This window comes from Halomonas alkalicola (assembly GCF_030704205.1).
Lineage (GTDB): Bacteria > Pseudomonadota > Gammaproteobacteria > Pseudomonadales > Halomonadaceae > Halomonas > Halomonas alkalicola.
This window is the reverse complement of the sequence record NZ_CP131913.1, coordinates 3,153,530-3,174,323: the sequence shown is the minus strand read 5'-3', so window position 1 is coordinate 3,174,323 and position 20,794 is coordinate 3,153,530. Positions and strand designations below refer to the sequence as shown.

The 20,794-nt window shown below is 69.4% G+C and carries 21 protein-coding genes; 8 read left to right on the top strand and 13 right to left on the bottom strand.

The window, feature by feature from the left end:
• Positions 1–130: 130 nt before the first annotated feature.
• The 3 genes from htpG to B6N23_RS14905 all read right to left on the bottom strand — a co-directional run bounded on the left by htpG (position 131) and on the right by B6N23_RS14905 (position 3,112).
• The gene (gene htpG, locus B6N23_RS14915) at positions 131–2,035 is read right to left on the bottom strand and encodes a molecular chaperone HtpG (protein ID WP_305500310.1); all 1,905 of its coding nucleotides are present in this window, start codon (positions 2,033–2,035) and stop codon (positions 131–133) included.
• A 104-nt stretch (positions 2,036–2,139) separates the two neighbouring features.
• Positions 2,140–2,610: a PaaI family thioesterase gene (locus B6N23_RS14910; RefSeq protein WP_169958870.1), complete on the bottom strand. Its 471-nt coding sequence runs from the start codon at positions 2,608–2,610 to the stop codon at positions 2,140–2,142.
• Positions 2,603–3,112, bottom strand: coding sequence for a PaaI family thioesterase (locus B6N23_RS14905; protein ID WP_169958871.1), 510 nt, complete (start codon positions 3,110–3,112; stop codon positions 2,603–2,605). Before B6N23_RS14905 ends, B6N23_RS14910 begins: the two co-directional genes overlap by 8 nt.
• A 212-nt stretch (positions 3,113–3,324) precedes the next feature.
• On the opposite strand from B6N23_RS14905, the gene B6N23_RS14900 reads away from it, so the two are divergent.
• Positions 3,325–5,310 carry a transglycosylase SLT domain-containing protein gene (locus B6N23_RS14900; protein ID WP_305500304.1) on the top strand — a complete coding sequence of 662 codons (1,986 nt, stop codon included), beginning with the start codon at positions 3,325–3,327 and terminating at the stop codon, positions 5,308–5,310.
• A 77-nt stretch (positions 5,311–5,387) separates the two neighbouring features.
• Here the strand turns inward: B6N23_RS14900 and B6N23_RS14895 are convergent, their stop codons facing one another.
• Positions 5,388–6,032, bottom strand: coding sequence for a LysE family translocator (locus B6N23_RS14895; RefSeq protein ID WP_305500302.1), 645 nt, complete (start codon positions 6,030–6,032; stop codon positions 5,388–5,390).
• 278 nt (positions 6,033–6,310) lie between these two features.
• Between B6N23_RS14895 and B6N23_RS14890 the strand changes: the two genes are divergently transcribed.
• Positions 6,311–6,517, top strand: a complete 207-nt coding sequence (locus tag B6N23_RS14890) for a cold-shock protein (protein WP_110069349.1) — start codon at positions 6,311–6,313, stop codon at positions 6,515–6,517.
• A 99-nt stretch (positions 6,518–6,616) separates the two neighbouring features.
• Here the strand turns inward: B6N23_RS14890 and B6N23_RS14885 are convergent, their stop codons facing one another.
• The 4 genes from B6N23_RS14885 to B6N23_RS14870 form a co-directional block, all read right to left on the bottom strand.
• Positions 6,617–7,327, bottom strand: coding sequence for a hypothetical protein (locus tag B6N23_RS14885; protein ID WP_305500300.1), 711 nt, complete (start codon positions 7,325–7,327; stop codon positions 6,617–6,619).
• A 99-nt stretch (positions 7,328–7,426) separates the two neighbouring features.
• Complete coding sequence (locus B6N23_RS14880; RefSeq protein WP_305500298.1) at positions 7,427–7,642, bottom strand: hypothetical protein; 216 nt, start codon at positions 7,640–7,642, stop codon at positions 7,427–7,429.
• A gap of 40 nt (positions 7,643–7,682) precedes the next feature.
• Positions 7,683–9,347 carry a M48 family metallopeptidase gene (locus tag B6N23_RS14875; protein WP_305500296.1) on the bottom strand — a complete coding sequence of 555 codons (1,665 nt, stop codon included), beginning with the start codon at positions 9,345–9,347 and terminating at the stop codon, positions 7,683–7,685.
• 12 nt (positions 9,348–9,359) lie between these two features.
• Positions 9,360–9,956, bottom strand: a complete 597-nt coding sequence (locus B6N23_RS14870) for a LemA family protein (protein WP_119021629.1) — start codon at positions 9,954–9,956, stop codon at positions 9,360–9,362.
• Between the two features lie 201 nt (positions 9,957–10,157).
• Here B6N23_RS14870 and B6N23_RS17060 point away from each other — a divergent pair, with 201 nt between their 5' ends.
• Genes B6N23_RS17060 through B6N23_RS14845 form a run of 4 tightly spaced genes read left to right on the top strand, consistent with a single transcriptional unit; the run spans position 10,158 to position 12,720 of the window.
• Positions 10,158–11,654: a DUF1538 domain-containing protein gene (locus B6N23_RS17060; protein WP_369424681.1), complete on the top strand. Its 1,497-nt coding sequence runs from the start codon at positions 10,158–10,160 to the stop codon at positions 11,652–11,654.
• Entirely contained in the window at positions 11,651–12,001 is a 351-nt protein-coding gene (locus B6N23_RS14855; RefSeq protein WP_305500292.1) for a P-II family nitrogen regulator, read from the top strand. Before B6N23_RS17060 ends, B6N23_RS14855 begins: the two co-directional genes overlap by 4 nt.
• A 26-nt stretch (positions 12,002–12,027) precedes the next feature.
• Positions 12,028–12,414 carry a CBS domain-containing protein gene (locus B6N23_RS14850; protein WP_119021631.1) on the top strand — a complete coding sequence of 129 codons (387 nt, stop codon included), beginning with the start codon at positions 12,028–12,030 and terminating at the stop codon, positions 12,412–12,414.
• Between the two features lie 18 nt (positions 12,415–12,432).
• Positions 12,433–12,720, top strand: a complete 288-nt coding sequence (locus tag B6N23_RS14845) for a hypothetical protein (RefSeq protein ID WP_119021632.1) — start codon at positions 12,433–12,435, stop codon at positions 12,718–12,720.
• A gap of 144 nt (positions 12,721–12,864) precedes the next feature.
• Here the strand turns inward: B6N23_RS14845 and pepN are convergent, their stop codons facing one another.
• The 4 genes from pepN to B6N23_RS14825 form a co-directional block, all read right to left on the bottom strand.
• Positions 12,865–15,510 carry an aminopeptidase N gene (pepN, locus tag B6N23_RS14840; RefSeq protein ID WP_305500289.1) on the bottom strand — a complete coding sequence of 882 codons (2,646 nt, stop codon included), beginning with the start codon at positions 15,508–15,510 and terminating at the stop codon, positions 12,865–12,867.
• Between the two features lie 138 nt (positions 15,511–15,648).
• Positions 15,649–16,026: a YbaN family protein gene (locus tag B6N23_RS14835; RefSeq protein ID WP_110069342.1), complete on the bottom strand. Its 378-nt coding sequence runs from the start codon at positions 16,024–16,026 to the stop codon at positions 15,649–15,651.
• Between the two features lie 78 nt (positions 16,027–16,104).
• Positions 16,105–16,590 carry a YajQ family cyclic di-GMP-binding protein gene (locus tag B6N23_RS14830; protein WP_110069341.1) on the bottom strand — a complete coding sequence of 162 codons (486 nt, stop codon included), beginning with the start codon at positions 16,588–16,590 and terminating at the stop codon, positions 16,105–16,107.
• 40 nt (positions 16,591–16,630) lie between these two features.
• Positions 16,631–17,131 carry a GNAT family N-acetyltransferase gene (locus tag B6N23_RS14825; protein WP_119021635.1) on the bottom strand — a complete coding sequence of 167 codons (501 nt, stop codon included), beginning with the start codon at positions 17,129–17,131 and terminating at the stop codon, positions 16,631–16,633.
• 165 nt (positions 17,132–17,296) lie between these two features.
• Between B6N23_RS14825 and B6N23_RS14820 the strand changes: the two genes are divergently transcribed.
• Together B6N23_RS14820 and cobO are read left to right on the top strand one after the other, a co-directional pair.
• Positions 17,297–18,793 carry a RimK family ATP-grasp domain-containing protein gene (locus tag B6N23_RS14820; RefSeq protein WP_305500285.1) on the top strand — a complete coding sequence of 499 codons (1,497 nt, stop codon included), beginning with the start codon at positions 17,297–17,299 and terminating at the stop codon, positions 18,791–18,793.
• Between the two features lie 64 nt (positions 18,794–18,857).
• Positions 18,858–19,457 (top strand): cob(I)yrinic acid a,c-diamide adenosyltransferase, encoded by a 600-nt coding sequence (gene cobO / locus B6N23_RS14815; RefSeq protein WP_305500282.1) that lies wholly within the window; start codon positions 18,858–18,860, stop codon positions 19,455–19,457.
• A gap of 39 nt (positions 19,458–19,496) precedes the next feature.
• Here cobO and B6N23_RS14810 read toward each other — a convergent pair whose 3' ends face one another.
• The gene (locus B6N23_RS14810; RefSeq protein ID WP_305500281.1) at positions 19,497–20,777 is read right to left on the bottom strand and encodes an RNA polymerase sigma factor; all 1,281 of its coding nucleotides are present in this window, start codon (positions 20,775–20,777) and stop codon (positions 19,497–19,499) included.
• Positions 20,778–20,794 lie beyond the last annotated feature (17 nt).

Sequence of the window (20,794 nt, the reverse complement as noted above, 5' to 3'; positions counted from 1 at the left end):
CCTGACTTCAGCGTAGGCCACGAACGAGCGCCCGTCCGGTTGGACTTTCGACGCGCGGCACCCTGTCGCACCCGGAAACGATGACGCCACCCCGAGGGGTGGCGTCGATACGGGCCCGGCGCGGCGGGCGTCAGGCGGTCAGCAGGGCGTTGAGCCGCTTCACGTAGGCCGCCGGGTCATCCAGGTGGCCGCCCTCGGCGATGATCGCCTGGTCGAGCAGCACCCGGGCCAGGTCGGCGAAGCCCTCGCCCTCGGTCTGTTCCAGGCGCGCCACCAGGGCGTGCTCGGGATTGAGCTCGAGGATCGGCTTGACCTCGGGCAGCGGCTGGCCGGCGGCCTCCATGATGCGGCGCATCTGGAAGCCCATCTCGTGCTCGGGCAGCACCACGCAGGCCGGGGAGTCGGTGAGGCGGTGGGTTACCTTGACCTCCTGGACCTCCTCGCCCAGCGCCTCCCTGACCCGCTTGACCAGGTCCTGCTTGGCCTTAGCGGTCTCCTCCTGGGCCTTCTTCTCCTCCTCGCCCTCGATCTCGCCGAGGTCGAGCTCGCCCTTGGCCACGTCGACGAAGCTCTTGCCGTCGAACTCGGTGAGGTGGCTCATCAGCCATTCGTCGATGCGGTCATGCAGCAGCAGCACCTCGATGCCCTTCTTGCGGAAGATCTCCAGGTGGGGGCTGGACTTGGCCGCGTTGAAGCCGTCCGCCACGATGTAGTAGATCTTCTGCTGCCCCTCCTTCATGCGCTCGACGTAGTCGGCCAGGGACTGGTCCTGGGTGGCGCTGTCGGTGTGGGTGGTGGAGAAGCGCAGCAGGCCGGCGATCTTCTCGCGGTTGGCGAAGTCCTCCGCCGGGCCCTCCTTGAGCACGCTGCCGAAGGTGTTCCAGAAGGTCTGGTAGGCCTCCTTGTCCTTGGCCAGCTTCTTGAGCATGTCCAGGGCCCGCTTGGTCAGCGCGGACTTGATCTTCTCGACCTGGGGATCCTGCTGCAGCAGCTCCCGGGAGACGTTGAGCGACAGGTCGCGGGTATCCAGCACCCCCTTGATGAAGCGCAGGTAGAGCGGCAGGAACTGCTCGGCGTCATCCATGATGAAGACGCGCTGCACGTAGAGCTTCACGCCGCGGGCGCCGTCGCGCTCGTAGAGGTCGAAGGGGGCCCGGCCCGGCACGTAGAGCAGGCTCGTGTACTCCAGCTTGCCCTCGACCTTGTTGTGGCTCCAGATCAGCGGGTCACTGAAATCGTGGGCGACGTGCTTGTAGAAGGCCTGGTACTCCTCGTCGGTGACCTCGCTCTTGGGGCGGGTCCAGAGGGCGGTGGCCTCGTTGACGGTCTCCCAGGAGACGGTCTCTCCGCCCTCGACCTCCTTGCCCTCCTCGTCCCGGGCCTTCTCGACCCTGGGCATGCGCACCGGCACCTCGATATGGTCGGAGTACTTGCGCACCAGGCCCTGCAGGCGGAAGTCGTCGGCGAACTCCCTGGCGTCCTCCTTCAGGTGCAGGACGATCTCGGTGCCGTGGACCTCGCGCTCGACGTCGGCCACGGTGAACTCGCCCTCGCCCTTCGAGCGCCACTCGACCCCCTCGGCCGTGTCGCTGCCCGCCTTGCGGGTGCGCACCGAGACCTCGTCGGCGACGATGAAGCCGGAGTAGAAGCCGACGCCGAACTGGGCGATCAGCCGCGCATCCTTCTGCTGCTCCCCGGAGAGCTGCTTGAGGAACTCGGCGGTGCCGGAGCGGGCGATGGTGCCGAGGTTGGCGATGACCTCCTCGCGGCTCATGCCGATGCCGTTGTCGCGCACGGTCACCGTGCCCGCCTCGGCGTCGTGCTCGATCTCTATGCGCAGCTCGCTGTCGCCTTCATAGAGGGCGTCGTTGTCCAGCGCCGCGTAGCGAAGCTTGTCGCAGGCATCGGCGGCGTTGGAGATCAGCTCGCGCAGGAAGATCTCCCGGTTGGAGTAGAGGGAGTGGATCATCAGGTGAAGCAGCTGCTTGACCTCGGTCTGGAAGCCAAGAGTTTCTTCGTGCGTGGCAGTGGTCATGTGTCCTGGACCTCGTCGACAGGTTCTGCGGCGAGCGGTGCCGCGGGGGGAATCACTGTCGCCGATATGGGGCCCCAGGCGCGCTTTTCAAGCCTTGCCGCGACTCATGTCTCGCCGCTGGCCGGCTCCCCCAGCACGAAGTGCAGCCGCGCCGTGGCCACCGGCAGCGCTTCGTCCTCCTGCCAGGCGCTGACCCGGACGTTGGCCAGGCGGCGCCCCTCACGCAGCAGCGAGCAGCGCGCGAAGGTGGGCACCACCCGGGCGGTGCGCAGGTAGTCGATGGAGAGGTCGACGATGCGCGGCAGGCGGGGCTCCCGGGCGGCCAGCAGCAGGTCGAGGGTCGCGGCGGTCTCCATGAAGGCGGCCACCACCCCGCCATGCAGCGCCGGCAGCAGCACGTTGCCGACGTTGCCGGCAGCGGGCTCGAGCCGGAAGCGCAGCCCCTCGCCGCCGGGGTCCGGCTCGGCGCTCACCCCGATGCGGCGCGCATAGGGAATCAGCGCCAGCCAGGCCGCCACATCGCCCTCGGTGCGGGTGCGCTCGAGCCACGCCACGTCATCGAACCCTTCAGGCATCGCGGCTCTCCTCGTCATGCTCGTCGGCAAACAGCGCCTCGGCGAAGCCGGGCGGCGTATTGCGCGGCCCCAGCCGCACGAAGTTGCCGATGCCCCGGGCCACCGGCTTGCCCTCCTCCTGCCACAGGGTTCCCTCGGTGAAGACCACCGAGGCGGTGACCCCGACCACCCGCGCCTCGGCATGGAGCGCCAGGCCCGCCACCGCCGGGCGGAAATGGTCCACCCGCAGGTCCAGGGTCGGACACACCTCCGGCGCCGGCAGCCCGCGCAGCACGGCGCTACCGCAGGCGGTGTCCAGCAGCATGGTCAGCACCCCGCCATGGACCAGCCCGCGGGAGGCATCGCCCAGCAGGTCGTCGCACCAGGGCAGACGCATGCGGACGGCCTCGGCGTCGGCCGTAAGCACCTCGAGGCCCAGTTCGCGGGTATGGGGAATCACCCGCACGAAGCGGGTCAGGGCCCGAAGCCAGGCCTCGGGGGATCGGTCGGCACGGGGCGTCACACCGGGGCTCCTCTTGGTGACGCAAGTTGGTGGCGCAAGACATTCCAACAAGCGTTTGAAAAGATCATGCCAGACTACCCGCGGGGCCGGCCGGGCACAAGGCGCCGCCCGTCAACGCAGCCCCCGCGTCGGTTACCGTTTTCCCCTACCCAGGCGGCCCGTAATGCGCCACGATAGGAGCAATCGGACGTCAACTCCCGGAGATCCTCGCCATGCGCCAACGCCCCCCCGCCCCGCAACACGGCACCCGGCGAAGCGGCATCCGGCGCCTCGGCACCCTGCTGAGCGCCCTGGCACTGTCGCTGCCGTTCTCGCTGCCGCTGGCACAGGCCGATGACCGCGCGATGCGCGACGCCCTGGAAGCGGCGCGCAGCCAGCAGTGGGAGCGCATCGACCAGCGCGCCATTGCCGACCACCCGCTGGCCGGCTACGTGGAGTACCACCGCCTGCGCACACGCCTGCCCCAGGCCGAGCCGGGGCAGGTCCTCGACTTCATCGAGCGCCACGCCGACTCGCCCCTGGGCGAGTGGCTGCGCGGCCAGGCCATCGCCCAGTACGGCTACGCCGGCCGCTACGGCAGCCTGCTGGCCGTGGCCGACGGCGAGCCGGCCGGCACCGCCCGCCAGTGCTACTACTACTCTGCCCTGCTCGGCAGTGACCCCCAGGCCGCCGCCGAAGGCGGGCTTTCCCTGTGGATGGTAGGCCGCTCCCAGCCGGACGCCTGCAACAACCTCTTCAGGGCCCTGCGCGACCGTGGCGTGATCGGCGAACAGGAGATCTGGGAGCGCAAGATGCTCGCCTGGCAGGCCGGCGAAAGCGGCCTCGTCGGCTACCTCGGGCGCCAGCTCGGCAGCCGCTGGGAGGAGGCGCGCCAGGCCCAGGAGCGCCTCTCGGGTGACTTCGCCGCCGTGACCCGGGTGCCGACCTGCCTGGGCCCCGAGTGCCGGGCCAGCGGCCCGCTGTTCGCCGCCGCCATGCACGGCTTCACCCGCGCCGACACCGAGGCGGCCCTGGAGGCGTGGCGCAGGATCGGCGAACCGTTGCCTATCGAGAGGGAGCATCGGGCCGAGATCGAGCGGGACCTGATCTTCTACTCCCTAGTGCGCGACATCCGCCACAACCGTGGCTGGGTGGACCAGGCCCTGGCCTCCCGCAGCGACGCGGACCTGCTGGAGCTGCGCGTGCGTGCCGCCCTGGCCGACCGCGACTGGCGCGGCGTGCTGGACTGGCTGGCGCGCATGGAGCCCGACACCCGGGATGACAGCCGCTGGCACTACTGGGCCGGCCGCGCCCACGAACGGCTCGGCGACGACGCCCGGGCCCGGGAGGCCTATGCCCTGGCCGCCGAGGGGCGCAACTTCTTCGGCTTCGCCGCCGCCGACCGCCTGGGCCAGCCCTATGCGCTCAACCTGGAGCGCAACGGCTTCGACGACAGCTACCGGCAGCAGGTCTCCCGCTGGCCGGCCGTGCAGCGCACCGAGGCGCTGCTGCGCATCAACGAACCCGGCCTGGCCGCCAGCGAATGGTATGCGGCCGTGGAGCGCGCCGGCGAGCGCGAGGCCCGCGCCCTGGCCGACTACGCCCAGCGCCGTGGCTGGCATGCCAAGCTGGTGCAGACCACGATCACCGGACGCATGTGGGACGCCCTGGACTGGCGCTTCCCGGAGGCCTACCGCGAGCACTTCCTGCACTGGGGCCGCATGACGGGGGTCGACCCCTACCTGCTGATGGGCATCGCCCGGCGCGAGAGCGCCTACAACCCCGAGGCGGTCTCGCCGGCCGGGGCCCGCGGGCTGATGCAGGTGATGCCCGGCACCGCCACCCAGCTGGCTCGCCAGCTCGGCATCAGCGACCCCGGCGCCTACGGGGTGCTCGACCCGGAGCTCAACATCCGCCTGGGCAGCACCTACATCCGCGACATGCTCAACCGCTACAGCGGCAACCGCCTGGCCGCCGCGGCCGCCTACAACGCCGGCCCCGGCCGGGTCGACCGCTGGCTGGCCGACGCCCCGGAGGAGTTCGACCTCTTCGTGGAGAGCATCCCCTTCCGCGAGACGCGCCTCTACGTGCAGGCGGTGCTCAGCTACCGGGCGATCTTCGAGAGCCTCGCCAACGGCGGCTCGAGCCAGGGCGTCTCCATGCTCAGCCCCACCGAGAAGACGGTGCGCTACGACCGCTCGCTGCTGGCCAGGAACTGAACCCCGTCCCCGCGAGCCCACAACGACACCGCCCCGGCCATGGCCGGGGCGGTGTCGTTACTGCCATGCCCGATGGCTCAGGCCGGGGGGCGCTCCAGGGCCAGCTTGATGCCGAAGGCGATCAGCACCACCCCGGTCACCCCGTTGAGGGCCCGGGAGAAGAGCCGGCTGCCCAGCAGGCGCCCGGCGCTGCTCACCATCACCGCCACGCCGATCTGCCACAGGTTGGCGATCACGAAGTGCACCCCGGCCAGGAACAGCGACTTGGCAAGCGCGGGGTCGCCGGGGGCGATGAACTGGGGCAGGAAGGCCATGTAGAAGACCACCGTCTTGGGGTTGAGCACGTTGGAGAGCAGTCCCTCGCGCAGCGGCCGCCACATCGGTACGGGCCGGCGCTCGCCGCTGACCCCCGCCACCGGCAGCCCCTGGCCGCGCCGCGCCGCCAGCAGGCCCTGCACGCCCAGCCAGACCAGATAGGCGGCCCCGGCCAGCTTGAGCAGCTGGAAGGCCCAGGCCGACTGCAGCAGGATCAGCGAGATCCCCAGCGCCGAGACCGCGGCATGCACGAAGAGCCCGCAGCAGATCGCCAGGCTGGTCAGCACGCCGTCACGCACCCCGCCCCGGGCGGTGTTGCGGATCACCAGCAGGGTATCGACCCCGGGGCTGATGGAGAGCAGGGTAATGGCCACCAGGAAGGGCCAGAACTGGGCATCGATGAACATGGGCCGGGGCCTTCCTTGCGTCGAGTGGCGGGCTTGCTGCCCGAGGGGATTCGATCTACAGTGGATTTGCGGCTGACGGACGGCGTGATGAACACCGGCCTGTCAGGGGGCCTCGGCACCGCACCGCAGCGTAGGTCAGCAAGAAACAAGTCGTCGGCTGTCGTTCGATCACCTCGATCCACCCAGTGCGCACTTTTTTGCTTGCCCCGTCCACGCACCTCGGGACTCCGCTCCGGCGAGCCCGGTACGACCATTAAAGTATGTTAAGGAAATCGACAATGGCAACTGGCACTGTCAAGTGGTTCAACGACACCAAGGGCTACGGCTTCATCTCCCCGGACGACGGCGGCGATGACCTGTTCGCTCACTTCTCCGAGATTCAGGCTGAGGGCTTCAAGACCCTGCAGGACGGCCAGAAGGTCACCTTCGAGGTCACCCAGGGCAAGAAGGGCCTTCAGGCCTCCAACATCCGCCTCGCCGACTGATTCGGCGACGCGGCCGGCGGCGCCAAGGCGCCGCCGCTGTCACGAGAAGGCCCACCGCACGGTGGGCCTTTTTTGTGGCCGGCGCTCGGGGACGGCGGCTCAGCGCTCTTCCGACTCCGACTCCATGGGCTCGAACTCGTACTCCTCGACCTCCATCGGCTCGAATTCGGGAAGCTCCTGCTCCACCGCATCGAACTGCTCCTCGAGGCGACGCTGGGCCTCCTCGAAGCGCCGCTCCTGCTCCTCGATGATGGCGTCGATATCGGAGCGGGACGGCCCGCCGGTATCCAGCGCCTCGTCGTCCAGGCTCGAGTCGAAGTCCATTCCCGTATCGAAGCCCTCGTCGCCCTCCATGGGCTCGGGCACGGCGGCCTCCTCCTCGGCCTCCTCGAACTGCTCCTCGATGCGCCGCTGCGCCTCCTCGAAGCGCCGCTCGGTCTCCTCGAGCATGGCGTCGATCTCGTCCCGGGTGGTCTCCCCGGGCAGCGCCGCGCCCTCGTCCAGGGTGCTGGCCGGGGACTCGCCCAGGGTCTCGGCCTCGGGAATCTCTTCGGGCACCTCGTCCGGCGCCTCCTCGGCGGGCACCGGCTCCTCGGCCGCGTCATCCACCAGGCCGGCCTGCTCCTCCGGGGGCAGCTCGTCCTCGAGGGCCTCCGGCTCCTCGGCAGGCGCCGCGCTCTCTTCCTGGGCGGCGGGCTCGGCCGCGGGCTCCTCGGCGGCCGGCGGGGTCTCGTCGCCGTTGCCACAGCCGGCCAGCCCCAGCGCCAGCAGCGCCGCCAGCAGGGCGGGTTTCCAGGGTCTCTTCTGCATCTACCTGCTCCTGCATGTCTGACATCTGAGAGAAACATATTCCACCAGAGGCGGCAGGCCTACCGCAAGCCGCGCCCCGGCCCAGTTGTGTAAACCCACCTAGTCGTCGCGCAGGGGGAGCGGGCAGCCCAGGGTCCAGGCCACCGCCCGCAGCAGCTCGGCCTCCTCCGGGGCGATCCGGCCATCCTGCTCCACACAGCACACCATGGCGGCCAGCAGCGGCGCCCGTTCGGCCTGGACGAGCCGCACCAGGCGGGCCATGGCCCAGTCCAGGTCCGCCGCCGAGGGCGGTTCGCGCACCAGGTCCAGGGCCACGCCCAGCGCCCTTCCGGCCTGCTCGAGGGACTCACGCTGCTCATCCGGCGTGGCCTGGCCGGCGCGGGCCAGGGTGGAGAGCAGCAGCGAGCAGCGACAGCGGCCCCGCGAGGTCGCGCAGATGCCGGTCGCGTCGCGCCCGGGGCTCGCCCTCGATGCCGGTCAGCACCAGCCGGTGCAGCGCCCACTGCAGGGCACCAGGCACGGTTTCGGCCGCCATCAGGCCGGTGAGGCAGGCCCGAAAGCGGGCGAACTGGGCGGCGGAGAGCTGGCGCAGCACCGGCAGCGCCACCTCGATCAGCGGCAGGCGATCCCCGGCCGAGAGCTCGGCGAGGGGCGCCTCGAGGGCGTCGAGCTCGCGCAGCACCTCCGGCAGCGCCTGGTTCGCCAGCACCCGGCGCTGGGCCTCGCGGCTGGCCGGGTCGACGCCCATCAGGATGCCGTAGAGCAACGCACGGGCGGCAAAGGGATCATGGGCGGCCACGACCAGGCGCTCGTCGAGCCCCGCCAGGCGGCGCCGGGCCAGGGCAAGCGCCTCGGGGTCGGGCTGGCCGACGCTGGCCACCACCGCACCGGCGATGGCGGCACCGGCCGCGGCGCCTCCCAGGCCGCCGCCGAGGCGGGCATCCCGGAGAGAGGCCGCCGCCGGCTCCTGTGCCGGCGGGGCCTTGGGTGCCGGTGCGAAGGGCTCGGGCAGAGACCCGTCCCAGCGCGGCAGCACGCGGCGGATGCGCGCCTCCAGCGGGGGGTGGGTGGCGGTCCAGCGGCTCAGGGCTCGCACGCCGCTGCCGAAGTAGAGGTGGCTGAACTCCGCCGCCTGGGGCGCCATCAGCCGCGACCCGAGCCGGTAGGCGGCCAGGGTCTGGAGGGCGCCCCCGATGCCCTCGGGGTTGCGGGTGTACTGGACGGCGCTGGCATCGGCGAGGAACTCGCGCTGGCGGCTCACCGCCGCCTTGATCATGTTGCCGCACAGGGTGCCGGCATAGCCGACCAGCATCAGCGCCGCCCCGCCGGCCATCAGCCCCACCTGGGCACCGCCGCCGCGACGCGACGAGCGCCCGCGTCCCGACATCGCCGCTCCTCGCAGCAGCAGCTGGCCGATCAGGCCGATCACCAGGATGCCGTGAAGCAGCGCCACCAGGCGCAGGTTCAGGCGCATGTCGCCGTGCAGGATATGGCTGAACTCGTGGGCGATGACGCCCTGCAGCTGGTCACGGTCGAGGTGCTCGATGGCCCCCCGGGTCACCCCGATGGCGGCATCGTGGGTCTGGTGGCCGGCGGCGAAGGCGTTGATGGCGGCGTCCTCGAGCAGGTAGACCGCCGGTACCGGCATGCCCGAGGCGATGGCCATCTCCTCCACCACGTTGAGCAGCTGACGCTCGTCGGCGTCCCGGGTCTCGGGGTTGAGCAGACGGCCCCCGAGCGCTTCCGCCACCGCCGAGCCGCCGGCGCGCAGCTGAAGGTGGCGCATCGCCGCGCCCCCCACCACCACGGCCACCACCCCCAGCGCCACCCAGGCGAAGAGCTCGGGCTCGAGGGCGCGGGCCAGCGGGTCCGGTCCGCCCAGTTGGCCATCCATCAGCACCACGGCCAGCGCCACCAGCACGCTGGCCGCCACGACCAGGCCGACCACCGCCAGCAGCAGCAGCACGACCAGGCGCCCGGTCTGGCGCCGGGCGCGGTCCTGGGCGGTAAAGAAATCCATGGGCCGCCCCCGTCAGAAGCTGACGCTTGGCGCCGCCTGGATCTCGGCGCTGTCCGCGAACTCCAGCAGCGCGGCATCCTGCTTGTGGCCGAAGGAGGCCGCCATGACCACCGGCGGGAAGCTCTGCTTGTAGGTGTTGTACTGCATCACCGCGTCGTTGAAGGCCTGGCGGGCGAAGGCCACGCGGTTCTCGGTGCTGGTCAGGGTCTCGGAGAGCTGGCGCATGTTCTCGGAGGCTTTCAGGTCCGGGTAGGCCTCCATCACCACGTTGAGCCGACCGAGTGCCGCTCCCAGCGCCCCCTCGGCGCCGGCAAGCGCCGCCATGGCCCCCGGCTCACCGGGGTGGGCGGCGGCGTTCTGAAGTCCGGCCAGGGCGCCGTTGCGCGCCTCGGTCACCGCGGTCAGGGTCTCGCGCTCGTGGCTCATATAGGCACGGGCGGTCTCCACCAGGTTGGGAATCAGGTCGTAGCGCCGCTTGAGCTGGACCTCGATCTGGGCGAAGGCATTCTGGTAGCGGTTCTTCAGCGCCACCAGGCGGTTGTAGACCGCGACCGCATAGACCACCAGCAGGCCGAGGATCACCAGCGGCAGGATCATCGAGAGTGACATGGTCGACTCCTTGTCGAGATTGGGAGGGCAAGACGGCTTGACCCGTATCAAGGTCCTGACCCGCGGGCAGGTCATGTCGTGGCAGGGGCTTGATGCTATCATCGGCACACACCGGCCCGGCAGGGACAGCTTCAAGGCTAGCAGGCCGGCGCCCCGGGGTCGCCACCGGGATGATCCAAGAGACGATTCAGGGAGCCGAACTTGGCCGAGCAACTCAGGGACTTCGCCCACGCCTTTCTTCATGCCCTGCGCAACCTGACACCGATCATCGTGGTGGTGGTGGCCTTCCAGGCCCTGCTGTTCCGGGAGTGGCCCGACGGCGGCCTGAGCATCGCCATCGGCCTGCTGATCGTGGCCGTCGGGGTGGCGCTCTTCCTGCAGGGACTCGAACTGAGCATCTTCCCGGTGGGCAAGCGGCTCGCCAACCAGTTCGCGAGGCGCGGCTCCATGCCGCTGCTGATGGCCTTCGGCTTCGCCATCGGCTTCTCGGCGGTGGTGGCGGAACCGGCACTGATCGCCGTGGCCGAGCAGGCCTACGAGATCAGCGAGGGACGCATCGACGCCCTCACCCTGCGCCTGATCGTGGCCACCTCGGTGGGCCTGGTGATGGCGCTGGGCGTGCTGCGGGTGATCCTCGGCCACCCCATCCACTGGTACATGATCGTCGGCTACATCCTGGTGGTGGCGGTGACCTTCTTCGCGCCGGAGGAGATCGTCGGGCTCGCCTACGACTCCGGCGGCGTCACCACCAATATCGTCACCGTGCCGCTGATCGCCGCCCTGGGCATCGGCCTGGCCTCCTCCATTCGCGGCCGCAACCCGCTGCTCGACGGCTTCGGCCTGGTGGCGCTGGCCGTGATGGTGCCGATGATCAGGGTGCAGCTCTACGGCATCCTGGTCTACGCCGACCCCGGCGATGTCGCCAACGGCGCCGCCCTGGTGGCCGCCGGCAGCGACGTGGAAAAGCCCTCTGGCCCGCTGGTCATGATCCTCGACCTGTTCGGCATGCTGCGCGACGTGCTGCCCATCATCCTGGTGATCCTGTTCTTCCAGTACGCGGTGATCCGCCGCCCCCTGGCCAGCCCCGTCAAGGTGGGCGTCGGCTTCGCCCTGGTGATCATCGGCCTCTACGCTTTCGTGGTGGGCCTGAAGCTCGGGCTCTTCCCCATCGGCCAGCGCATGGCCGAGCAGCTGATCGGATTCGACACCTGGCTGTGGGTCTACCTGTTCGCCTTCGCCATCGGCTTCGCCACCACCATGGCCGAACCGGCGCTGATCGCCGTGGGCCAGCAGGCCGAGGAGGCCGCCGCCGGCAAGATCAACGGCAACGTGATCCGCATCCTGGTGGCCGTGGGGGTGGCCATAGGCATCACCATCGGCGTCCACCGCATCATCAGCGGCGACTCCATCCACTACTACATCATCGGCGGCTACCTGCTGGTGATCGCCCTGACCGCCCTGGCACCGCGCTATATCGTGGCGCTGGCCTTCGACCTGGGCGGCGTGACCACCTCGGAGGTGACGGTCCCCCTGGTGACCGCGCTGGGCATCGGCCTGGCCGGCCAGATCGAGGGACGCAACGTGCTGATCGACGGCTTCGGCCTGATCGCCTTCGCCTCCATCTTCCCTATCGTGACCGTGATGAGCTATGCCATCCTGATGGAACGGGTGGCCCACTGGAGAGAGAGGCAATCATGAAGTTTTCCCTGCTGGTGGCCATCGTGCCCGAGGAACTGGAGCAGGAGTGCATCGATGCCGCCACCGAGGCCGGCGCCGTGGGCATGACCCTGATGTCCGGCCGCGGCATCGGCGGCGAGCGCAAGAAGACCTTCTTCGGGCTGACCTTCGAGGGCAGCCAGAGCATCATCCTGCTGACCCTGGAGAAGGGGCTGTCGCTCAAGGTGCTCAAGGCGGTGCGCCAGGTCCTCAACCCCACGGGGGAGGATTCCAAGGGGCTGGTGATGACCCTGCCCGTGGAGCATCTCGGCGGCATCGACATGGCCCAGGTCAAGCGCTTCGAGGAACGACTCAGGCAGGATATCTGAGCGCCACCCACTGACGGAGAGAGACAATGCTGGTCAAGGACATCATGATGCGCGACGTGGTGACGGTGTCACCCTTCGCCACCCTGCGCGACGCCCTGGCGCTGATGAAGAAGCACAACCTCAAGTGCCTGGTGGTGGAGCAGCAGGACCCCCACGACGCCTGGGGCCTGATCACCTACACCAATATCCTCAAGACCATCGTGGCCGAGAACGGCGACATCGACCTGATCAACGTCTACGACGTCTGCGCCAAGCCCGCCATTGGCGTCGGCGAGTCCCTGGACGTGCGCCATGTGGCCAGGCTGATGACCGACAGCATCGTCAAACGTGTGCTGGTGCTCGACGACAATCGCCTGCTCGGCCTGGTGACCATGGACGATATCGTGGGTACCGTTCTCGACCTGATCGAGTGATGCACGGGACCCGCTGACATGGAAGAGTTCTTTACCTGGATCGGCAGGACGCTGGGCGAGGTGATCCGCTTTGCCGTCGACCTGCTGACCGGCTTCTTCGCCAACATCGGCAATGCCGCCCGCGGCTTCCTGGATGGCCTCTCCGGGGCGCTGGGCATCTCGCCGTCGCTGATCAGCCTGGTGGTGCTGGTGCTCGGGCTCTGGCTTCTGTGGAAGGGCTTCCGGGCGCTGATGCGCCGGGCCATTATCGCCACCCTGATCTGGTGGCTGCTGGGGTTGATGGTGCTGAGCTGGCTGATCTATTGATTGTGCGGAGGCTTTGCTGCTGCGCTCGATATCCTGGCCGCCGGCGGTGCTCGGAATCCTCATGTAGCGAGCTACACTCCGGTTCCTGCGCTTCGGCGGCGACCAGCCTCTCATCGCTCGCGACGCAAACCTCTCTCGCCCAATTTAAGCCAAGGCTTTTTCGACAACCTCATACACATTCGGCGAGAGCTTCTCGGCGCGGATGCGCTCGAGCTCGGCCTTCATCAGCGCCTGGCGGGTCTCGTCGAAGCGCGCCCAGCGGGTCAGCGGCGTGATCAGCCGCGCGGCGATCTCCGGGTTGAGGCGGTTGAGCTCGATCACCATGTCGGCCAGCAGGCGGTAGCCCGCACCGTCGAGGCGGTGGAAGTTGACCCGGTTCTGACCGGCGAAGGTGCCGATCAGCGCCCGCACCCGGTTGGGGTTCTTCAGGGAGAAAGCCGGGTGCTCCATCAGGAACTTGACCCTGTCCAGCGCATCGGGCTGCGGCCGAGTCACCTGGATGGCGAACCACTGGTCCATCACCAGGGGGTCGTGGGCCCACTTCTCGCCGAAGGCCCTGAGGGCCGGCTCGCTGAATTCGTCGCGGCTGCTGTGGGTGAGCAGGGTCAGGGCGTGGCGCACATCGGTCATGTTGTGATCCGCCGCGAACTGCTCCCGGGCGAGCTCGATCCCCTCCTCGTCCTCGATGGCCATCAGGTAGGAGAGCGCCACGTTCTTCAGGCTGCGCCGGGCGATCTGCTCCGGGGTCGGCGCATAGGGCTCGCCCCCCGAGTGCTCGAGGTGGTTCTCGCGGTAGACCCGCAGGAAGTCGTCGCGCAGCGCCATGGCCAGGCCCTGCTTGACGAAGGTGCGCGCCGCGTGGATGGCATCCACGTCCACCAGCGGCTGCTGCTCGGCGATATAGGCCTCGCTGGGCAGCGTCAGCATCTCGGCCAGCACGGCCTTGTCGTCGGTCTCGGCGGCGAGCAGGCTGCGGAAGGCATCCACCACCCGGGTGTCCATCACCTTCTCCACGCCGTTGCGATGGGCGGCGATCAGGTCGTCCAGCGCCAGCAGGGCGAGGCGCTGGCCGGCGTCCCAGCGGTTGAAGCCGTCGGAGTCGTTGGCCAGCAGGAAGGCGAGGTCCTCGCGGCCGTAGGGGAAGCGCAGCTTCACCGGGGCCGAGAAGCCGCGCAGAAGCGACGGCACCGGGGCCTCGGCCACGTCGGTGAAGAGGAACTCCTGCTCCGCCTCGCGCAGGTGGATCACCGCATCGGTGCCCAGCGTCTCGCCGTCGAGGGTCAGCGGCAGGTCGCGCCCGCTCTTGGTGCCGACGAGGCCCAGGCGCACGGGGATATGCAGGGGGAGCTTGTCCGGCTGCCCCGGGGTGGCCGGGGTGCGCTGGGCCAGGCGCAGGCGGTACTCGCCGCGGGCGTAGTCATACTCGCCGAAGGCGTCGATCTCCGGCGTGCCGGCCTGGTCATACCAGCGCATGAACTGGGTCAGGTCGAGCCCCGAGGCTTCGGCCATGCAGGCCACGAAGTCCTCGATGGTCACCGCCTGGCCGTCGAAGCGCTCGAAGTAGAGGTCGCTGCCGCAGCGGAAGGCCGCCTCCCCCACCAGGTTGGCCAGCATGCGTACCACCTCGGCCCCCTTCTCGTAGATGGTCAGCGTGTAGAAGTTGCCGATCTCGATGTAGTGGTCCGGGCGCACCGGGTGGGCGGTGGGGCCGGCATCCTCGGCGAACTGGGCGGTGCGGAAGAAGGAGACGTCCTCGATGCGCTTGACCGGGGCCGAGTTGGTGTCGGCGGAGAAACACTGGTCGCGGAAGACGGTGAAGCCCTCCTTGAGGGAGAGCTGGAACCAGTCGCGGCAGGTCACCCGGTTGCCCGACCAGTTGTGGAAGTACTCGTGGGCCACGATGCTCTCGACCCGCTGGAAGGCGGCGTCGGTGGCGGTGTGGGGGTGGGTCAGCACCGCCGCCGAGTTGAAGATGTTGAGCCCCTTGTTCTCCATGGCACCCATGTTGAAGTCGTTCACCGCCACGATCATGAAGAGGTCGAGGTCATACTCGCGGCCATAGGCCTCCTCGTCCCATGCCATGGCGCGCTTGAGCGAGGCCATGGCGTGGTCGGTCTTGCCGAGGTTCTCCTCCTCCACCCAGATCTGCAGGGTCACCTCCCGCCCGCTCAGGGTAGTGAAGGTGTCCTCGACCTTCTTCAGGTCGCCGGCCACCAGGGCAAACAGGTAGCTCGGCTTGGGGTGCGGGTCCTCCCAGGTGACGAAGTGCCGCCCGTTGGGCAGTTCCCCGCGCTCCACCGGGTTGCCGTTGGAGAGCAGCACCGGCTCGCGGCCGGCATCGCCGATCACCGTGGTACTGAAGGTGGCCATGACGTCGGGGCGGTCCGGGTAGAAGGTGATGCGCCGGAAGCCCTCGGCCTCGCACTGGGTGCAGTACATGCCGCTGGACTGGTAGAGCCCCTCCAGGGCGGTATTGGCCTCCGGGGCGATCTCCACCTCGGTGTCGAGGTGGAAGCGCTCCGGTACCCGATGGACGGTCAGTCCGTTCTCGCTCAGCGCATACTCATCCGCGTCGAGCGGCTCGCCATCCAGGGCGATGGCCTTGAGGGCCAGCCCCTCGCCGTGCAGCTGCAGCGGATCACCGGCCTCGCCCTCGGGATGGCGCTCCAGATGCAGGCGCGTCTTGACCCGGGTAGCGGCGGGGTCGAGGTCGAAGGTCAGCTCGGTGCGGGTCACGCGGTAGGCCGGGGGGCGGTAGTCGCTGAGATGGGTCGCCTGGGGATCGGACATTCGGGAAGCTCCTGTCGGAAATGGCTCCCATTGTACGGCGCCCGCCCCTTCTATCTCAAAGGCCTCTCAAAGACCTCTCAATGACCCCTCAGAGACCCGCTCGACTCGCCCCCGCCCGACAGGCCGAGGCGGCCCCTGCTAGCGGCCGAGTGCCGGCTCGGGGCGGGTGATGATCCACAGGCCGAGCAGGGAGAGCCCGCCGATCAGCGCCAGCTTGAGCCACAGCAGGCTGACGGTGAGGGCCAGCACCAGCATGGAGAAGGCGAGCATGCCGGCGGCCAGGCACTTGGCATGGCGGGGAATCGCCCGCTCCCCTTCCCAGGCCACCACGGTGGGGCCGAAGCGCGGGTGCGCGCGGATCCACAGGGCGAAGCGAGGCGAACCCCTCGAGGCGGCCCACACCGCCAGCAGCATGAAGCAGGTGGTGGGCATCAGCGGCACGAAGACGCCGATCACGCCCAGGCCGAAGCTGACCCAGGCGATGGCGATATAGACCAGACGTGCAAGCGTCGACATCCTGCGCTCTCTTGGCGACCTGACTTCATTGAAGACCAACCGGGAGCGTCTGGCCAATCGCCATGGGCTATGGGGCCCTTAGTCGCGGAAGTTGTCGAACTGCAGCGGCAGGTCGGGGCCACCCTCGCCGCGCAGCAGCGCCATCACCGCCTGCAGGTCGTCGCGCTTCTTGCCGGTGACGCGCACCTTCTCACCCTGGATCTGCGCCTGGACCTTGAGCTTGGACTCCTTGATGCGCTTGACGATCTCCTTGGCCTCCTTCTGGTCGAGGCCCTGCTTGAGGGTCACCTCCTGGCGGGCCCGCACCCCGGAGAGCACCGGCTCCTGGACGTCCATGCAGCGGGCGTCGATGCCGCGGCCGATCAGTTTTCCGCGCAGCACGTCGAGCATCTGCTTGAGCTGGAAATCCACCTCGGCCTCCAGCGAGACCGTCTCGCCGTTGAGTTCGAAGCTGGCGGTGACGCCCTTGAAGTCGAAACGGGTCTGGACCTCACGATTGGCCTGGTCCACGGCGTTGCTGGCCTCATGGCCGTCGAATTCGGAGACGATATCGAAGGAGGGCATGGCGGCTCCTGACTGTGGTTGGGAAGACGCCAGGATTCTATCAGCCCGCGACGCTCTCCGCGCCTGCCGGCAGCGCCTCGAGTGCCTTGACCATCTGCCAGCCGGCACAGCCGTCCTCGTAGTACTCCGGCAGCCAGCGCTCCAGGCGAAAGCCCATGCGCCGATAGAGCCCCAGCGCTACCCGGTTGTCGGCACGCACCTCGAGCCCCAGCAGCGCACTGCCCCGTGCCCTGGCCTCGCCCTCCAGGCACTCGAGCAGCTGACGGCCGAGTCCAGTGCCGCGGGCCTCGGGATGCACGCAGAAGGAGTAGAGCCGCGCCCGGCGGCTGCCGTGGCGAAACAGCAGAATGCCGTAGCCCAGCAGGCGCGCCGGCGAGAGGTCCTCGGCCTCGCGCTCGACCACCCAGGTCGCGGCGTGGGCGCGGTTGAGCAGGTGCCAGAGCTGGCGGCGGCTGAAGCGGTCGCCGGTAAAGGCGCTCTGCTCCAGGCGATGGAGGGCGTCCAGATCCTGGGGCGTGGCCGGACGCAGTCGGGTGGTCATGGGGAGCTCCTGTGTCGATGGCGGTGATTCTGCGCAGCCCGGCCACGGCTGTCAGCGGCCAGCAACATGAAATCTTTTCACTGTGCCGGCCGATTGTCCGCCGCCGCCCCCTGCCGCATGCTGGGCGCGTTGTCTCCCCCTCTCCCTCTGTCCGGAAAGCGCCCCATGTGTCCCTTGCGAATCGTCGTCGACCGCCTCGACGACTGGCAGCCCTACTACCCCTCCGAGGACCTGATCACCGCCGCCGACTTCCTGGCCCAGGATCGCCGCCACCGGGCGAGCGAGGAGCAGGACCGCACCACCCACGTGCTCAACCTGTGCGGCGAGCTCGACTACCTCGACAGCGGCTACTATGTCTCGCTGCTGGCCCAGGCCCGCGGTCAGCGGGTGCTGCCCACGGTGGAGACCCTCAACGAGCTGTCGCGCAAGGCGCTGATCGACCTGCAGCTGGACACCCTGGCACCGCTGCTCGGCGAGCTGGCCCGTGATGGCGCCCTGCCCGGCGATGCCCTGACCCTGCGGGTGCTGTTCGGCGAGTGCCGCGAGCCGGCGCTGGCGCGGCTCGCCCGCAAGCTGTTCGAGCGCCTGCCCTGCCCGCTGCTCGAGGCCAAACTGGTGCGCCGCCACGACCTCTGGCGGCTGGCACGCCTGCGCCCGCTGCGCCTGCGCGACCTGGCTGCGGACGAGCAGGACCTCTTCGCCAGCGCCCTGAACCGCCACTCGCGCCAGGTCTGGCGCACCCCCAAGGCGCGCCGCCGCTACCGCTTCGACCTGGCCATCCTGGTCGACCCGAAGGAGGCACTGCCGCCCAGCAACCGCAGTGCCCTCAAGGCCTTCATCCGCGCCGGGCGCAAGCAGGGTATCGACGTGTCGCTGATCACCCGCCGCGACGCCGGGCGGCTGGCCGAGTTCGACGGCCTGTTCATCCGCGAGACCACGGCGCTGGACCACCACACCTATCGCATGGCGCGGCGCGCCGAGCACGAGGGGCTGGTGGTGATCGACTCGCCCCGGGACATCCTGCGCTGCACCAACAAGGTCTACCTGCACACCCTGCTGCGGGCCCGCGGCGTGCCGGCGCCGGAGGGGGTGCTGCTGCAGCGCGGCGATCGCCGCCCCCTGGCCGAGCGGCTCGGGCGTCTCGCCTTCCCGCTGGTGCTCAAGGTGCCGGACGGCGCCTTCTCCCGCGGCGTGGTCAAGGTGACCGACCAGGCCCAGCTCGAGCGCGAGGCCGCCCGCCTGTTCCGGGACTCCGCCCTGCTGCTGCTCCAGGAGTGGCTGCCCACCGAGTACGACTGGCGCATCGGCGTGCTGGACGGCCAGGTGCTGTTCGCCAGCCGCTACTACATGGCCCGCGGCCACTGGCAGATCTACGACCACTCCGGCGCCCGGGTGAAGAGCGGCGGCTTCACCACCCATGACCCCGCCGAGGCACCGCCGGCGGTGATCAAGGCCGCCCTCAGGGCCTGCCGGCTGATCGGCGACGGCTTCTACGGCGTCGACCTCAAGCAGGCCGGCGAGCGGGTGGTGGTGATCGAGGTCAACGACAACCCCAACGTGGATGCCGGCATCGAGGATGCGGTGCTCGGCCGCACTCTCTATGAGCGCATCATGGGGGTGTTCCTGGCTCGCATGGAGGCGCGGGTGCGCCAGGGTGGCTGACGGGACCGGGCGGTTGGCGTAAGCTAGCTACCTTGGACAAACCCTGTACAGATACGGAGCCCCGATGAACGATCGCGACACCCGCCACCACCAGGCGATGCAGAAACTCAAGGCCCATGTCGACGGCAAGGTCGCCGCCGCCACCGAGCAGCGCGGCCTGCTGCTGGTCTTCACCGGCAACGGCAAGGGCAAGACCACCGCCGCCTGGGGCACCGTGACCCGGGCCCTCGGCTACGGCTACCGGGTGGGGGTGGTGCAGTTCATCAAGGGCATGTGGGAGTGCGGCGAGCGCGAGCGGCTGGCCGAGGACCCCAACCTGGAGGTGGCCATCATGGCCACCGGCTTCACCTGGGACACCCAGAACCGCGAGGCCGACACCGCCGCCTGCCGGAAGGTGTGGGTGGAGGCCGAGCGCATGCTGGCCGACCCCGGGGTCTATCTGGTGGTGCTCGATGAGCTCACCTACATGCTCAAGTTCGGCTACCTGGATATCGAGACGGTGAAGCGCGCCATCGAGAACCGCCCACCGGAGCAGACGGTGATCATAACCGGGCGCAACGCCCACCGCGAGCTCACCGCCATGGCCGACACCGTGACCGAGATGCAGGAGGTACGCCACGCCTTCAACGCGGGGATTCAGGCCCGCCGCGGCATCGACTACTGAGCCCGCTCAGGGCGCCGGCTTGCCCAGCGAGCCGGCGCCTCACTCCGGCGCCGGGGTACAGCGGCGCAGGGCCGATACCAGCCGCTCCAGCGCCTCCTCGCCGCCGCAGTCGCGGGTCTGCTCGTCCCACCAGGCGCGATGCACGCTGCGCACGCGCACCGTTATCCGCGGCAGGCCCAGCACCTGGGCCATGGCCAGCCGATGGAGCCCCTTGTTGATCTTGATCAGCTGGCCCCGACGGTCCACGGCCACTCCCAGGCGATCCTTCCCCGCCCCCGCATCGAAGCCGAAACAGGCCATATCTTCCATGTAGAGCAGGTAGAGTCGCAGATACTCCAGAATCCGCTCTCGGCTGTCGAGCAGCATGCCGCGATGATGGGAGCGCATCGGGTTGCCGCTCAGGCGGCTCGCCTCCAGCTGCTGAAAGGTATCGCTCTCCTCGGGGGCCAGGCGGTGTCGCCAGATGTCCTGGATGAACCGCACGTGGCCGCTGTCGGCCAGATAGTGCCGCGGCCGGTCCCAGTCGCCCTCCCACAGAAACAGGTTGGACGCCTTGCGTCTCTCCAGGCGGTCGGGGAAGCCGTCGGGATAGCTGAACCCTCGCACCAGGCGGCGCGGGTCGATCTCGAGATCCAGACGCTCACCCAGCGCGGACTCCAGGCTCCGCCGCGGCAGCCCCTGCTGTTCCAGCGTGCGGCAAGCCTCACGATTCCGCTGCCAGCGGCGAAACAGGAAGTCCTCGAATGGACGGCCGAGGGCGTGTTGAAACGCCATCTTGGCCTGATAGGCAACCCGCGACCTCAGCATACGACGCCGAAGGCGCCGGTCGTATAGCGGTGGGTGCACCGTTTCGCCGGTGGGCGTCAGCGGCAGCCCGGGCGCACGTCGCAGATCCTGAAGCCGCTGCTCGAGACGCCTCGACAGCGCCTCTCCGGGCGGGACCGGCGCGAGCGTCTGCGCCAGCTGCCACAGGGCCGCGCCCTGTCGCTGCGCGGGTATCGGGTCGAACACGCCCCCGGAGGAAGCCAGCGCCCCCTTTGCCGTCAGCAGGCTGTGCAGCCGGCTTGCCAGCACGGCGAACAGCCAGCCCTCGGGGGAAAGCTCGCTCTTTGCCTGGCAGTGGGCGTTCTGCCAGGCCAGCATCAGGGTGTCGTGAGTCACGTCATCGACGTGGCGCGCCTCGCTCAGGAAACGCTGCGCCACTGCCAGCAGAGACGGCGCGGCGGCGCGCGGGAGTGCCTGAAAGCCGCGGGCGTCTCCGGCACGGCTGGCCTCCAGTGCCGGCAGCAGCACCTGAGAAAGTGAGGGTGACGAAGTCATGGTGGCGTCTCGGCCAT